This window comes from Streptomyces pristinaespiralis, from assembly GCF_001278075.1.
Lineage (GTDB): Bacteria > Actinomycetota > Actinomycetes > Streptomycetales > Streptomycetaceae > Streptomyces > Streptomyces pristinaespiralis.
Genome location: NZ_CP011340.1, coordinates 3,491,883 through 3,506,508 on the forward strand (window position 1 = coordinate 3,491,883; position 14,626 = coordinate 3,506,508).

At 72.4% G+C, this 14,626-nt stretch carries 15 protein-coding genes; 9 read left to right on the forward strand and 6 right to left on the reverse strand.

What is annotated here, in order from left to right:
- Nucleotides 1-230: 230 nt before the first annotated feature.
- The gene (locus SPRI_RS14550) at nucleotides 231-971 is read right to left on the reverse strand and encodes a SigE family RNA polymerase sigma factor (protein ID WP_037773907.1); all 741 of its coding nucleotides are present in this window, start codon (nucleotides 969-971) and stop codon (nucleotides 231-233) included.
- Nucleotides 972-1,152: 181 nt separating this feature from the next.
- On the opposite strand from SPRI_RS14550, the gene afsQ1 reads away from it, so the two are divergent.
- The 5 genes from afsQ1 (at nucleotide 1,153) to SPRI_RS14575 (ending at nucleotide 5,236) form a co-directional block, all read left to right on the forward strand.
- Nucleotides 1,153-1,830, forward strand: coding sequence for a two-component system response regulator AfsQ1 (afsQ1, locus tag SPRI_RS14555; protein WP_175257369.1), 678 nt, complete (start codon nucleotides 1,153-1,155; stop codon nucleotides 1,828-1,830).
- 31 nt (nucleotides 1,831-1,861) lie between these two features.
- Nucleotides 1,862-3,469: a sensor histidine kinase gene (locus SPRI_RS14560; protein ID WP_037773909.1), complete on the forward strand. Its 1,608-nt coding sequence runs from the start codon at nucleotides 1,862-1,864 to the stop codon at nucleotides 3,467-3,469.
- A complete protein-coding gene (locus tag SPRI_RS14565; protein ID WP_005312956.1) occupies nucleotides 3,466-4,188 on the forward strand; it encodes a hypothetical protein in 723 nt (240 codons plus the stop codon). The genes SPRI_RS14560 and SPRI_RS14565 overlap by 4 nt, the downstream gene beginning before the upstream one ends.
- Before the next feature lie 211 nt (nucleotides 4,189-4,399).
- Nucleotides 4,400-4,942 (forward strand): VanZ family protein, encoded by a 543-nt coding sequence (locus SPRI_RS14570; protein WP_005312959.1) that lies wholly within the window; start codon nucleotides 4,400-4,402, stop codon nucleotides 4,940-4,942.
- A 93-nt stretch (nucleotides 4,943-5,035) separates the two neighbouring features.
- Nucleotides 5,036-5,236 carry a PspC domain-containing protein gene (locus SPRI_RS14575; RefSeq protein WP_005312962.1) on the forward strand — a complete coding sequence of 67 codons (201 nt, stop codon included), beginning with the start codon at nucleotides 5,036-5,038 and terminating at the stop codon, nucleotides 5,234-5,236.
- Between the two features lie 486 nt (nucleotides 5,237-5,722).
- Here SPRI_RS14575 and SPRI_RS14580 read toward each other — a convergent pair whose 3' ends face one another.
- On the reverse strand, nucleotides 5,723-6,082 hold the full coding sequence (locus SPRI_RS14580) for a hypothetical protein (protein WP_053556994.1): 360 nt from the start codon (nucleotides 6,080-6,082) through the stop codon (nucleotides 5,723-5,725).
- Between the two features lie 144 nt (nucleotides 6,083-6,226).
- A complete protein-coding gene (locus SPRI_RS14585) occupies nucleotides 6,227-7,363 on the reverse strand; it encodes an adenosine deaminase (protein WP_005312964.1) in 1,137 nt (378 codons plus the stop codon).
- A 115-nt stretch (nucleotides 7,364-7,478) separates the two neighbouring features.
- On the opposite strand from SPRI_RS14585, the gene SPRI_RS14590 reads away from it, so the two are divergent.
- Entirely contained in the window at nucleotides 7,479-8,345 is an 867-nt protein-coding gene (locus SPRI_RS14590) for an alpha/beta hydrolase (protein ID WP_374987855.1), read from the forward strand.
- An 82-nt stretch (nucleotides 8,346-8,427) separates the two neighbouring features.
- On the forward strand, nucleotides 8,428-9,411 hold the full coding sequence (locus SPRI_RS14595; RefSeq protein WP_005312974.1) for an aldo/keto reductase: 984 nt from the start codon (nucleotides 8,428-8,430) through the stop codon (nucleotides 9,409-9,411).
- A gap of 24 nt (nucleotides 9,412-9,435) precedes the next feature.
- On the opposite strand, the gene SPRI_RS14600 is transcribed toward SPRI_RS14595, so the two are convergent.
- Nucleotides 9,436-10,389: a LysR family transcriptional regulator gene (locus tag SPRI_RS14600; RefSeq protein ID WP_005312977.1), complete on the reverse strand. Its 954-nt coding sequence runs from the start codon at nucleotides 10,387-10,389 to the stop codon at nucleotides 9,436-9,438.
- A gap of 62 nt (nucleotides 10,390-10,451) precedes the next feature.
- Between SPRI_RS14600 and SPRI_RS14605 the strand changes: the two genes are divergently transcribed.
- Complete coding sequence (locus tag SPRI_RS14605) at nucleotides 10,452-11,723, forward strand: MFS transporter (RefSeq protein WP_005312980.1); 1,272 nt, start codon at nucleotides 10,452-10,454, stop codon at nucleotides 11,721-11,723.
- Between the two features lie 104 nt (nucleotides 11,724-11,827).
- On the forward strand, nucleotides 11,828-12,841 hold the full coding sequence (locus tag SPRI_RS14610) for a sigma-70 family RNA polymerase sigma factor (RefSeq protein WP_005312983.1): 1,014 nt from the start codon (nucleotides 11,828-11,830) through the stop codon (nucleotides 12,839-12,841).
- On the opposite strand, the gene SPRI_RS14615 is transcribed toward SPRI_RS14610, so the two are convergent.
- A complete protein-coding gene (locus SPRI_RS14615) occupies nucleotides 12,838-13,119 on the reverse strand; it encodes an STAS domain-containing protein (RefSeq protein WP_259372229.1) in 282 nt (93 codons plus the stop codon). The two genes, SPRI_RS14610 and SPRI_RS14615, sit on opposite strands and share 4 nt — an antisense overlap.
- A gap of 158 nt (nucleotides 13,120-13,277) precedes the next feature.
- Complete coding sequence (locus SPRI_RS14620; RefSeq protein WP_005312992.1) at nucleotides 13,278-14,555, reverse strand: thymidine phosphorylase; 1,278 nt, start codon at nucleotides 14,553-14,555, stop codon at nucleotides 13,278-13,280.
- Nucleotides 14,556-14,626: the final 71 nt, after the last annotated feature.

The window sequence follows — 14,626 nt, forward strand, 5'->3', positions numbered from 1 at the left end:
TCGTTCGGATCCTGCCGGGCTCGCGCCTGATCCGAACGACGGACCCCGGCCGCCCGGACATGGGAGTGGGGCCGGACAGAACCCCCCGGCCTGTCCGGCCCCACTCCGTTTTCCCCCGTGGATCCCCGTGTCCCCCGTGGATCCTTCCGCCGTCTCCCCCGAAACAGCGGTCCTGCCGTCTCCCCCGAAACGGCAGCCCCCGTACTTCCCCCGTGTTTCCCCCGTTGCCTTCAGGCCACCAGCTCGCCGAAGGACTCTTCCTCGTCACGGCCGAAGCTGAGGACCTCGTCCTCGCGCAGCCGGCGGAGCGACCGCCAGATGCTCGACTTCACCGTGCCGACGCTGATGTCCAGGATCTCCGCGATCTCCGGGTCGGTGCGGCCCTCGTAGTAACGAAGGACCAGCATCGTCCGCTGGAGTTCGGGAAGCCTGGCGAGCGCCTGCCACAGGACGGCGCGCAGCTCGGTACCCCGCATCGCGTCGGTGTCGCCCGCCGTCTCCGGCAGCTCCTCCGTCGGGTACTCGTTGAGCTTGCGCCGGCGCCAGGCGCTGATGTGCAGATTGGTCATCGTGCGGCGCAGGTAGCCGCCGACCGCCGCCTTGTCGCTGATCCGCTCCCAGGCCCGGTACGTCGAGAACAGCGCGCTCTGGAGCAGGTCCTCGGCCTCGTAGCGGTCACCGGTCAGGTGGTAGGCGGTCGCGTACAGGGAGGCCCTGCGCTCCTGGACGTAGGCCGTGAACTCGGCCTCCGAGCAGGACGCCCGCTCCCCCGCCGGCTTCGGCTCCCCGTACGCGGCGCCGCTTCCCCCCGTGGGTGCGTCAACCACCGCCATGAACGGCGGCTTGTGCTGACGCCCGGCGCCGCGAACGCACCCCCGCCCGTTCACGGCGCCGGACTTCTCGGTGCTCCGCGCGACGTCGTGGAGACGCGTCACAACTGCGCTTGAGGTGGTGCTGTGCAGTGCGTTCATCTCGCGCCCCCCGTCGAGTGGAGTCTTGTTCCGTTCGTGTGAGTAGAAGCTTGCCCGGGCTCTTTCATCGCGGTGTCCGCCGACTGTCACAGGCGCGTCACAAGGGCAGAAGTGGTGTGAGTACGGGCCTGCGGGGTACGGGGAGTCGAACTGGGGCTCCCCATGGGCCAGAATGGCCCCCGTGCCTTTCCTGTTGCTGATCGAGGACGACGACGCCATCCGCACGGCCCTCGAACTCTCGCTGTCACGCCAGGGCCACCGAGTGGCCACCGCGGCGACGGGCGAGGACGGCCTGAAACTGCTGCGTGAGCAGCGGCCCGACCTGATCGTGCTGGACGTGATGCTGCCGGGGATCGACGGTTTCGAGGTCTGTCGCCGTATCCGGCGCACCGACCAGTTGCCGATCATCCTGCTGACCGCCCGCAGCGACGACATCGACGTCGTCGTCGGGCTCGAGTCCGGCGCCGACGACTATGTCGTCAAGCCGGTGCAGGGCCGGGTCCTCGACGCCCGCATCCGCGCCGTACTGCGCCGCGGCGAGCGGGAGTCCACCGACTCGGCGACGTTCGGCTCGCTGGTGATCGACCGTTCCGCGATGACGGTCACCAAGAACGGGGAGGATCTCCAGCTCACGCCGACCGAGCTGCGTCTCCTCCTGGAGCTGAGCCGGCGCCCGGGACAGGCCCTGTCCCGCCAGCAGTTGCTGCGGCTGGTGTGGGAGCACGACTACCTCGGCGACTCGCGCCTGGTGGACGCGTGCGTGCAGCGGCTGCGGGCGAAGGTGGAGGACGTGCCGTCCTCACCGACCCTGATCCGTACGGTGCGTGGCGTCGGCTACCGGCTGGACGTCCCGCAGTGACCGTGACGCACCGGGTGGGCGGGACCGTTCGGTGAGCGACGGCACGAACGGCGGCGGCGCTCCACGGCGCGGCATACTCACCGGAATCCGCCTGACCAGCCTGCGGCTGCGCCTGGTGGTGGTGTTCGCGCTGGTCGCGCTCACGGCGGCCGTGTCCGCGTCCGGCATCGCGTACTGGCTCAACCGCGAGGCGGTGCTCACGCGCACGCAGGACGCGGCCCTGGAGGACTTCCGGCAGGACATGCAGAACCGTGCCGCGGCGCTGCCGCTGCGGCCCACCCAGGACGAGCTCCAGCGCGTCGCCGAGCAGATGGGGAACGACGGCAACGGTTACAGCGTGCTCCTCATCGGCGAACGCGCCGAGGGCAAGCCGATCGTCGGCGCGTCCGACCCCGACGAGTTCACCAAGAAGGACGTCCCGCAGTCGCTCCAGGACGCGGTGAACGAGCGGCAGGAGATCGGCGCGGGCAACACGGTGCCCTACCACCTCTACTGGCAGCGGACCGAACGCGGCGGCACGCCGTATCTGGTCGGTGGCACCAGGATCGTGGGCGGCGGGCCGACCGGTTACCTGTTCAAGTCCCTCGACCAGGAGCGGCAGGACCTCAACTCGCTCGCCTGGTCGCTCGGCATCGCGACGCTGCTCGCCCTGGTCGGCTCCGCGCTGCTCGCGCAGGCGGCCGCGACGACCGTGCTGCGGCCGGTGCACCGGCTGGGCGAGGCGGCCAGGCAGCTCGGCGAGGGCAAGCTCGACACCCGGCTGCGCGTCTCCGGCACGGACGAACTGGCGGAGCTGGCACGGACGTTCAACAAGACCGCGGCGTCGCTGGAGAAGAAGGTCGCCGACATGAGCGCCCGCGACGAGTCCAGCCGCCGCTTCGTCGCCGACATGTCGCACGAACTGCGCACGCCGCTGACCGCGCTCACCGCCGTCACCGAGGTGCTCGAGGACGAGGCGGACAGCCTCGACCCGATGATCGCCCCCGCCGTGAACCTCGTGGTCAGCGAGACCCGGCGGCTGTACGACCTGGTGGAGAACCTGATGGAGGTCACCCGCTTCGACGCGGGCACCGCGAGACTCGTGATGGACACGGTGGACGTCGCCGACCAGGTCACCGCCTGCATCGACGCCCGAGCCTGGCTGGACGCGGTGGAGCTGGACGCGGAGCGGGGCATCATGGCGCGCCTCGACCCGCGCCGGCTCGACGTGATCCTGGCCAACCTGATCGGCAACGCGCTCAAGCACGGCGGCTCGCCGGTGCGGGTCTCGGTCCGGCCCGTCGACGGCGAGTTGGTCATCGAGGTACGGGACCACGGACCCGGCATCCCCGAGGAGGTCCTGCCGCACGTGTTCGACCGTTTCTACAAGGCGAGCGCGTCACGTCCTCGTTCCGAGGGCAGCGGACTCGGCCTGTCCATCGCCATGGAGAACGCGCATATCCACGGTGGTGACATCACCGCGGCCAACTCGCCGGAGGGCGGCGCGGTCTTCGTGCTGACGCTGCCGCGCGACGGGTCCTCGCTCCAGGACTGCGAGGCGGTCGGGACGGGCGACGCGGACGCCCCTGGGGCAGCGGGCGCCGGCGGCCGCACGGCGGCGGACGACAGCCGCCCGCAGGGAGAGGGGGACGCGCTGTGACAGCGGTCGGCGGTGCAGCGGAACGCGTCACGGCACGGAGGGGAAGCACGGAAGGCGGCCGGAACGACGCGCGTCCGGCGCCCGGCAAGGCCACGGGCGCCCGAAGGGCCCTCGCGGCGCTCGTCGTGCTCGCCGGCGCCCTTGCCCTCGCGGGCTGCGGCATCAGGACCACCCAGGTGCCCGTCGACGCGGGGGCCGCGCCCTCGCGGGTGCCGTGCGAGGTGTCCGGCGACAGCATCGCCCCGCAGGCGGAGGAGCAGGGCGTGCCGGTCCGCGTCTACCTGGTGTGCGCCTCGCAGCTGGAGTCCGTGGACCGTACGGCGAGGATCTCCGAGAGCAAGGCGGCCGACAGCGCGCCCGAGTTCGCCCAGGCCCTGCTGGACGAGCTGCTGAGGGAGCCGTCCACCCCGGAGCGGGAGGCGGGCTTCGTCTCGTACGTGCGGGGGCCGCTGCTGGTGAACGGCGCCAGGGACGGCGATCCCGAGGGCACCCTGCGGCTGAGTCGTCAGCCGGAGGACCTGCCGACACCGGCTCTGGCCCAGATCGTGTGCACCCTGGCCGAGAGCAGGGCCGCGGCGGCCGGCGGCGCGGTGGTGCTCGGCGGTCCCGGGGACTACGCGCCGCACGCCTACGTGTGCTCCGCGCGGACCAAGGAGCGGCCGGAGGGCGCGGTGCCCACGCTCGAGGCGCTGCCTTCGCCGGGTCCGGCCGCCAGGTAGGAATCCCGCCGTAGGCGGATCCGGGAAGCCGTCCGCGCGGACGCTCCCCCAAAAGCCCGCCGCGGAATGCCGGCCGGCGGGGCGGAGCCGGCCCGGCGGAAGGGCAGGGTCACCCTCCCGGAACAACGGCGGAACCGATTCCCGCCGGGCGTGCGTCTTGGGGTGCGTGCAGCGTCATGGTTCGGGCGGCAGTGCCGCCATTCGCTTCCGCGTGGCGGGCGTCGTCCTCGTCCTCGCCCATCTGCTGCTCGTCTCCTGGCTGACGCTGCGACCACTCGACGTGATGTGGGTGACGGCGGCGAACCTGGAACCCCTCGCGGGCATCAAGGCCCATCTGGAGCTCGGACCCGTCGAAGCCGCACGGCACATCGGCGGCGGACTGCTCCTGCTGGCACCGCTCGGGGTCCTGCTGCCGATGGCGAGCGGCCGTCTCGCCGTGTCCCCGTGGGCGTCCCTCGCCCGTACGGTCGCGGCCGGCGCCCTGCTGTCGCTCGGCATCGAGCTGCTGCAGACCGGGGTGCCCGGTCAGGTCGTCGACATCGACTCGCTCCTGCTGAACACCACAGGCGTGGCACTCGCCCACCTCGCGGTCGTGCCCGCGGGCCGTGCCCGGCTGCGCCGCAGACTGCTGCGTACGCGCGGCGGGACCGCGCTGCGCGGCCAGGGTCGCGAGGTACGGCGCGGGGCCATGCTCAGGGACGAGGGTTCTCAGGGGGCGACCCCGACGATTCCCAGGGTCGGGATCGCCCCGTAGAGCGACGCTTCGTCCCCCTTCGCGAAGCCACCATGGAGTCATCGGGAGCACACCGAGAGGCTCCCGGCGACAGCTCTCGTGAAGGAGCCCACCATGGCCGCAATTGCCCGCCCCCGTGACGGACGCATGATCGGCGGAGTGTGCGCAGCGCTGGCCAGGCGCTTCGGTACGTCCGCCACCACGATGCGCGTCATCTTCGTGGCCTCCTGCCTGCTGCCGGGCCCGCAGTTCCTGCTCTACCTGGCGCTGTGGATGCTGCTGCCCGCCGAGAAGCCGGCCGCCGGCGCCTGGTGACCCGGCTTCCCGGGCCGTCAGCCGGCGAGCACCTGCGCGGCCTTCGCCGGCTGCTCGTCCACGACGGCCCAGGGGGACCGGCGGCGGATCGCGACCCACGAGGCCGGACGCCACGAAGCAGGAACCGGGCGACGACGAGACCGCGAGGCCGAGGTCGTCGAGCGACCCGAGACCGCGGCCGCCGGTGTGCCGGGCACGCCCGTCGGGATCGTCGCCCATGGCGTCGGCCCGCGGCCGGCACGGGGCCTCGTCGGGGGTGGGCTGCCCCGAGGGGGCGGGCGCGCTCTTCCCGGCGGAGACGTGGAACCCGGTCAGGTCCCTGGTGGTGAGGGCCGCACGCTCGAGCTCCGGCGCCGTGAGCGGTACGGAGGCGTCACCGCGTGGCTCGCACGGGCGGCGGCGATCCTGGCACGGACACCGCGGGGCGCACACCCGGTTCGGGAGTGCGCCCCACAGGCGTGTGCCGGCCTGTGGCCGGCGTGTGCGTCAGACGCCGGTCGGCAGACCGCCGGTGAGACCGCCGAGCGGGCCGCCGGTGAGACCGCCCAGGGGACCGCCGGTGAGACCGCCGGCCACCGGGAGGCCGCCGAGCAGACCGCTGACGGGGTCGGTCGCGCCCGAGGGAACGGCCTGTCCGACGGCACCCTGCGCGGTGGCGGGCACCGCGGCCGCGCCCGCCGGCAGCTTTTCTGTCACCTCGTTGAGCGGCAGCGTCGTGGAGAGGTTGCCGAGCGCACCCGTCGGGTCGGGTACGGCGGGGGCCGCGGAGGCGGTACCCGCGGCGGCAGCGGCGAAGGCGGCACCGAGAGCGGCGACACCGAGGGTCTTTGCAGCAGACTGCTTCATCAGGAACGAATCCTTGGGGACGGGAACATGAGCGGCTCTGCAAGCTAGTCAGGCTTGCACATGCCCCGCAAACACCGCGAAGCGGCCGGAAATTGACGGCTCCGGCCGCTTCGGTGTAGGTGCCGTCCGGGTGACGGCGAGGGGTCAGTGCCCGCCTGTGGCGGTCTGCCGGAAGAGCCATTCGGACTTGAGTTCGGCGTAGCCCGGCTTGATGACGTCGCTGATCATCGCCAGTCGTTCATCGAAAGGGATGAACGCGGACTTCATCGCGTTGACGGTGAACCACTGCATGTCGTCGAGCGTGTATCCGAACGCCTCGGTCAGCAGCTCGAACTCGCGGCTCATGCTGGTGCCGCTCATCAGCCGGTTGTCGGTGTTGACCGTGGTCCTGAAGTGCAGCTTCCGCAGCAGCCCGATGGGATGGGCCGCGATGGAGTCGGCGGCCCCCGTCTGCAGGTTGGAGGTGGGGCACATCTCCAGCGGGATGCGCTTGTCCCGTACGTACGCGGCGAGCCTGCCCAGCTTCACCGTGCCGTCCTCCGCCACCTCGATGTCGTCGATGATCCGCACGCCGTGCCCGAGCCGGTCGGCGCCGCACCACTGGAGCGCCTGCCAGATCGAGGGCAGCCCGAACGCCTCGCCCGCGTGGATGGTGAAGTGGTTGTTCTCGCGCTTCAGGTACTCGAAGGCGTCGAGGTGCCGGGTGGGCGGGAAACCCGCCTCCGCGCCGGCGATGTCGAACCCGACGACGCCGCTGTCGCGGTAGCGGTTGGCGAGCTCGGCGATCTCCAGCGCGCGGGCGGCGTGCCGCATCGCGGTGAGCAGCGCGCCGACCCGGATGCGGTGACCGCTCTCGCGTGCCAGCCGCTCCCCCTCGCGGAAGCCCTCGTTGACCGCCTCGACGACCTCCTCGAGGCTCAGGCCGCCCTCGAGGTGCTGCTCGGGGGCGTAGCGGACCTCGGCGTAGACGACCCCGTCCTCCGCCAGGTCCTGTGCGCACTCCGCGGCCACGCGGAAGAGCGCGTCACGGGACTGCATCACGGCGCAGGTGTGCGCGAAGGTCTCCAGGTAGCGTTCCAGCGAGCCCGAGTCCGCGGCCTCCCGGAACCAGATGCCGAGCTTGTCGGGTTCGGCCTCCGGAAGGGCCTCGTACCCGGCGTCGCGGGCGAGTTCGATGATCGTGCCCGGCCGCAGACCGCCGTCCAGGTGGTCGTGGAGCAGCACCTTCGGGGCGCGGCGGATCTGGTCCGCGGTGGGCGAATTGAGGGTCTGGCTCGTCATCTGCGCACTCTAGCCCCTACGCGCGTAGAGCGCGCCCCCTCGGATCGCCTGTCGATACGTAACAGTGACCGTGCGTACGGGTGGAGTACACCTCGGCTTCTGAGACTGTTCTGCCATGGCACACCACGCACTGCCCCGGTGGTGGGGGCGTCCGGCCGCTGCGGCCGGAGGGGCGAACGCCCTCGGTGAGACGACCGTCGTACGGGCGGAACAGGGGGGCCGGACACCGCGGGCGAGGCTCGGCGGCCTGCCGGGGCGTTTCGGCGTCCGGAACGACGGCAGGGACCCGGCGGTGGCGGGGGCGGTGCTGCTGCTGCCGGACGGCGAGCCGGAGTCGGCGCGCCGGGCGTCCGCGTGGTCGTACGCCGCCGTCGTGCCGCTCGGCCGCGCGCTCGCGAGGGCGGGGCGCGACGACGGGCTGGTCGTGCACAGCGTCCGCTACCGGGGCCGCGGCTGGAACGGGGCGGACGCCCGGCTCGCCGCCGACGCGACCTGGGCGGTGGAGGAGGTCGTACGCCGCTACGGGGACGTGCCCGTGTGCCTGGCGGGTCACGGCATGGGCGGGCGGGCGGCGCTGCGCGCGGCCGGGCACCCGGCCGTCAACTCCGTGCTGGCGCTGGCTCCTTGGCTGCCCGAGGAGGACCGGGCGGCGGACCCGGAGCCGGTACGGCAGCTCGCCGGCCGCCAGGTGCTGATCGTGCACGGCACCAATGACGCGCGCACGGACCCGGAGCTCTCCTACCGGCTCGCCGAGCGCGCCAAGAAGGCCCATCGCGACATCTGCCGCTTCGAGGTCCACTCCGACGGGCACGCGCTGCGCCAGTACCAGAACGAGGTGCAGGCGCTGGCCGTGGACTTCGTGCGCGGCTCCCTCTTCACCGGCACCTACGCCCGCCCGGTGGCCGACGCCCTCGCGGCGCCGCCGCCGCTCGGACTGCGGATGCCGCTGGCGGCGGGATTCGGGCGGTCGCTGCGGGCCTGACGGGCTTGACTTGAAGTGCGCTCCAAAATCCAGACTCCCTTGTGAGCCCGGGGACTTCGGGCCTGAAGGGGAGGGATCCACCATGAAGTACCGCACCATCGGCACCGGCGCGGGCGCGCGCAGGGTCAGCGTCCTGGCGCTGGGCGCCATGCTGTTCGGCACCCTGACCGACGAGAAGACCTCGTTCGCCGTCCTGGACCGCTACGTCGAGGCCGGTGGCAATTTCATCGACACGTCCGACAACTACGCGTTCTGGGTCGGCGGTGACGTCGGCGGACAGAGCGAGGCGCTGCTCGGCCGCTGGCGCCGGAGCCGCGGAGTCGGGGACGAGGTGGTCATCGCCACCAAGCTGGGCGCCGCGCCGCTCGCCCCCGGCACCGGTTACGTGGACAACGCGGAGGGCCTGTCGGCCAAGGCGGTCCGCGAGGCCGCGGAGCGCAGCCGGGAGCGCCTCGGGGTCGACCGTCTCGACCTGCTCTACGCGCACATCGAGGACCGGACCGTCCCGCTCGCGGAGACGGTGGAGGCCTTCGGCACGCTGGTGGCGGAGGGCACGGTCGGACTGCTCGGGGCGAGCAACCACGCGATCTGGCGCGTCGAGCGGGCACGCGCGCTCGCCGCTGCCGCCGGTGTGCCCGGCTACGAGGTCCTCCAGTACCAGCACAGCCATCTGCGGCCGCGCTTCGACATGCCGTCCGATCTCTTCGAGGACGGCAGTCTCGGGCACGCCGGTGCGGAGTTGCTGAGCTATCTGCGGGCCGAGCCCGGTCTGACCCTGGTCGCGTACTCGCCGCTGCTGGCCGGGGCGTACACCCGCGAGGACAAGCCGCTGCCGCCGGACTACGACCACCCGGGGACGCCCGCCCGGCTCGCGGCGCTGCGCGAGGTCGCGAAGGAGACCGGCGCCAGCGTGAACCAGGTGGTGCTCGCCTGGCAGATCGGCGGCGCCCTGCCGGTGATCCCGCTGGCGGGGGCGTCCTCGGTGGCCCAACTGGAGGAGAATCTGGCCGCGGTGGACCTGGACCTGACGGAGGACCAGCGCGCCAGGCTCGACGCGGCCCACTGACGGCCGGCCCGACGTCCCGGCGGGCTACTGCGGCAGCAGCCGGCCGCGCCGGGACAGCAGGAAACGTTTGAACTCCGCCACCGGCGGGGTTTCCGGGTGGCCGTCGAGCCAGGCGACGCCGATCTCGCGTGCCGCTCTGGGCGCGGTCACCGTCAGCTCCACAACTCCCGGGCGGGCGACGGCCGGTGGCGGCAGGAGGGCGACGCCGAGGCCGGCCGCCACCAGTCCGCGCAGCGTCTCCGCCTCCTCACCCTCGAAGGCGACGCGCGGGGCGAACCCGGCCTCGGCGCACAGGTCGTCGGTGATGCGCCGCAGCCCGTAACCGGGTTCGAGGGTCACGAAGCTCTCGTCGGCCGCCTCCGCGAGCCGGACGCGCTTGCGGCCGGCCAGCCGGTGGTCGTCGGGGACCACGAGCCGCAGCCGCTGCTCGTCGAGGCGGCGGGCGACGAGGTCGGGGGCGTCGGGCACGGGCGAGGTGAGGCACAGGTCCAGCTCGCCCGCCCGGAGCCGTTCGAGCATGGCCTCGCCGTAGTTCTGGACGAGGGTGAAGCGGATGCGCGGGTGGTCCGCGCGGAAGGCGCGGATCAGACCCGGCACCGTCTCCGACCCCATGGTGTGCAGGAAGCCGAAGGCGACCTTGCCCGACCGTGGGTCGGTGTCGGCGCGGACGGACTCCGCGGCCCGTTCCACCTCGGCCAGTGCCCGCTCGACGGAGGCGAGGAACGTGCGGCCGGCCGGGGTGAGCGAGACCGTGCGGCCTTTGCGGGCGAACAGGGTGACGCCCAGGTCCGCTTCCAGGCGGACCATCGCCCGCGACAGCGTCGACTGAGGGACGCCCATGTCCTGTGCGGCGCGCGTCACATGCTCGTGCCGGGCGACGCCGGCGAAGTACGCGAGGCGGGGAGCAAGCTCCAGCGTGATGTCTTCTTCGTAACTACTGGGTGACAGGCGGGGCCCTGAGCTGCGTTCATGCACCATGGGAACGATTATCGCCGTTTCATGCATTGGACGCATGAAAAATCGGAGCCTACCTTCGACGTATGCCTCCTGCCAGTACCAAGGCGCCCACCACCGTGGGCGCCGCCCCGTCGTCCCCCGACCTTCTCTCCCCCGGCGTGGCCGGCTACCGCCGCATGAGCTTCGCGCTCTTCGCCGCCGGGATGGCGACCTTCGCCCTCCTCTACTCCACGCAGGCGCTGCTGCCCGCCGTCTCCGCCGACTTCGGCGTCACCGCGTCGGCCGCCAGTTGGACCGTGTCCGCCGCGACCGGCGCGCTGGCCCTGTGCGTCCTGCCGATGAGCGCGCTGTCCGAGCGCTACGGGCGGACCGCCGTGATGAAGGTGTCCCTCGCGGTCGCGGTCGTGGTCGGCCTGCTGGTGCCGTTCGCGCCGAACGTCGAGTGGCTGGTGGCGCTGCGCGCCGTGCAGGGCGCGGCGCTCGCCGGTCTGCCCGCCTCCGCGATGGCGTTCCTGGCGGAAGAGGTCAGGCCGAAGGCGCTGGTCGGCGCGATCGGACTGTTCGTGGCGGGCAACAGCATCGGTGGCATGAGCGGCCGGATCCTCACCGGCTGGGTGGCACAGGCCTTCGACTGGCGCGTCGCGCTCGGCGCGGTCGGCGTGATGGCGCTGGCCTGCGCGCTGGTCTTCCGCGCGCTGCTGCCGAAGGCCCGGCACTTCACGCCCGGGACGCTCGACCCCCGCACCCTCGCGAGGACCGTCCGCACTCACCTCGCCGATCCGCTGCTGCTGCGCCTGTACGCGATCGGCGCGCTGTTCATGACGGTCTTCGGCGCCGTCTACACGGTGATCGGCTACCGGCTCGTCGCGGAGCCCTTCGGCCTTCCGCAGGGCGTGATCGGCTCGATCTTCCTGGTCTACCTGGTGGGCACGGTCTCGTCGGCCGCTGCCGGACAGCTCGTCGCCCGGCTCGGACGCCGCGGCGCGCTGTACCTCGCGGTCGCCACGACCGCCGCGGGTCTGCTGCTGTCCCTCTCGGACACCCTCGCCGCGGTGCTCCTCGGCCTCGTCCTGATCACCGCCGGCTTCTTCGCCGGCCACGCGGTGGCCTCGTCCTCCGTGAGCCGTACCGCCAAGACGGGCCGCGCCCAGGCGTCCGCGCTCTACCAGTCGGCCTACTACCTGGGCAGCAGCGCGGGGGGCACGCTCGGCGCGGTCGCCTTCCGCACCGGCGGCTGGGGCGGCACGGTGCTGCTCGGACTGCTCGCGGTCCTCGGCGTCGTGTCGATCACCCTCTACGGGACGCACGCGGCGCGGGCCGAGGCGCGGCTCGTACCGGCGGGCGCGCGCCACTGAAACACTCCCGGTCCCACCCCTGATTCTCCCGTCCGGCGGTGAGTGTCAGTGGCCTGCGGTAGCTTTCGAAGCGGTGGTACCGATGGGTGACAGGGGTGGACCCGATGAGTGACCTGGCAGCGACGCAGGACCTGGATTCGCGGCTGGAGCAGCACCGCAGAGAGCTGACCGGCTACTGCTACCGCATGCTCGGCTCGTCCTTCGAGGCGGAGGACGCCGTCCAGGACACGATGGTCCGGGCGTGGCGAAGTTTCGACAAGTTCGAGGGCCGGTCCTCCCTGCGCTCATGGCTGTACCGCATCGCGACGAATGTGTGCCTCGACATGCTGAACGCCGGTAACCGCCGCGCCCGCCCGATGGACCTCTCCGGTCCCACACCGGTCGCGCAGGCCCAGCTCAACGCCCGCCCCGAGATCACCTGGCTCGAGCCCGTTCCCGACGGGCGGGTGCTGCCCTCGGTGGTGGACCCGGCCGAGACGGCCGTGGAGCGGGAGACGATCCGCCTCGCGTTCGTCGCGGCCCTCCAGCATCTGCCGCCCAAGCAGCGGGCGGTCCTGATCCTGCGCGAGGTGCTGGCCTGGAAGGCGAGCGAGGTCGCCGAGCTCCTCGGCACGACGGTCGCCTCGGTCAACAGCGCGCTCCAGCGCGCCCGCGCCACGCTCAGCGAGCAGAGCCCGGCCTCTTCCGACGCGGCGGACCCGCTCGACGAGGAGCAGCAGCAGCTGCTGGAGCGCTATGTCGCGGCCTTCGAGGGGTACGACATGAAGGCGCTGACAGCGCTGCTCCACGAGGACGCCACGATGTCCATGCCCCCTTACGATCTGTGGCTGCGCGGCCACGACGACATCGTGGGCTGGATGCTCGGCGTCGGCGACGTCTGCCGTGGCTCGCGCCTGGTCCCGACCGTGGCCAACGGCGCCCCCGCGTTCGCCCACTACCACCCGTCGGCGGACGGCGAGGGGTACGAGCCGTGGGCGCTCATCGTCCTCGAGCTGTCGGAGGGCAAGGTGGGCGGGATGGACTTCTTCCTGGACACCAAGCGCTGGTTCCCGCTGTTCGACCTGCCGGCACGGCTGGACAAGACGGGTGCCCCGGTGGCGGAGGAGGAGCCCGCCTAGGCGGCGTCGGCCAGTTCCGGCAGGCCCACCAGGTCCAGCAGGGTGAGCAGGTCGGGTCCGGCGTTCCTCAGCCGGAGCCGGCTGCCGTGCCGCCGCGCCGTGAGGTGCAGGCGCGCGAGGGCGTCGACGGCGGCGAGGTTCACCTGGGCCAGCCCGCCGACGTCGCAGAACACCTCACAGGGAGCTCCGCCGCCTGTCCCGTCGTCGCGGAGCAGGTGGCGGAGTTCCTCACACAGGCGCGGCACATCGGCCGGGGTGATCCTCCCGGTGATGTGCATGACGGCAGGCTTTATGGCGTCCACACCGGAAGAGACCGGCGCCGCGACGGGAACTCATCGCAGCGCTCCGGACGGGGCCGGTGACAAATACCGGCCCCGGTCCCTCCCCCGCGGTCGCGGGATGCCGTCGCACCGGGGCGGGCACGCTTCCGCGCGGGTCAGGCGATGCGGTCCAGCACGATCGGGGTCGCCGTGAAGTCCGTGCCCGGCTCCGCGATGTCCCAGGCGGCACCCAGGGACTCGAGGGCGTAGTCGAACTTCTCCGGGGTGTCCGTGTGCAGGGTCAGCAGCGGCTGGCCCGCCGTCACCGTGTCGCCCGGCTTGGCGTGGATCTCGACGCCCGCGCCGGCCTGGACCGGGTCCTCCTTGCGGGCGCGGCCGGCGCCGAGGCGCCAGGCGGCGATGCCGACGTCGTAGGCGTCGAGGCGGGTCAGCACACCGGAGGCGGGCGCGGTCACGACGTGCTGCTCGCGGGCCACGGGCAGCGTGGCGTCCGGGTCGCCGCCCTGGGCGGCGATCATGCGGCGCCAGACGTCCATCGCGGAGCCGTCGGCCAGGGCCTTCGCCGGGTCGGCGTCCTTGATCCCGGCGGCGTCGAGCATCTCACGGGCGAGCGCGAGGGTCAGCTCCACGACGTCGGCGGGACCGCCGCCGGCCAGGACCTCGACGGACTCGCGGACCTCGAGGGCGTTGCCGGCCGTCAGGCCGAGCGGGGTGGACATGTCGGTGAGCAGGGCCACGGTCTTCACGCCGCTGTCGGTGCCCAGCGCGACCATGGTCGAGGCCAGTTCGCGGGCGTCCTCGATGGTCTTCATGAACGCGCCGGTGCCGACCTTCACGTCCAGCACGAGCGAGCCGGTGCCCTCGGCGATCTTCTTCGACATGATCGAGGACGCGATCAGCGGGATCGCCTCGACGGTGCCGGTGACGTCGCGCAGCGCGTAGAGCTTCTTGTCGGCGGGGGCGAGGCCGTCGCCGGCGGCGCAGATGACCGCGCCGGTGGTGCCGAGGACGTCCAGCATCTCCTCGTTGGACAGCAGCGCCCGCCAGCCGGGGATGGACTCCAGCTTGTCGAGCGTGCCGCCGGTGTGGCCGAGGCCCCGGCCGCTGAGCTGCGGGACGGCCGCGCCGCAGGCGGCGACGAGCGGGGCGAGCGGCAGCGTGATCTTGTCGCCGACGCCTCCGGTGGAGTGCTTGTCGGCGGTCGGGCGGGAGAGCGCGTCGAAGTTCATCCGCTCGCCGGAGGCGATCATCGCGGCGGTCCAGCGGGCGATCTCTGTGCGGTTCATGCCGTTGAGAAGGATGGCCATGGCCAGGGCCGACATCTGCTCGTCCGCGACCTCGCCGCGGGTGTAGGCGTCGATGACCCAGTCGATCTGCTGGGGGCTCAGCTCGCCGCGGTCCCGCTTGGTGCGGATGACGGAGATGACGTCCATGGCATTCCTCCAGGTTGGTCTGCCGCGCTCTACGCGCATAGAGAGAGGGTAAGGGAGCGGCCCCTCCACCG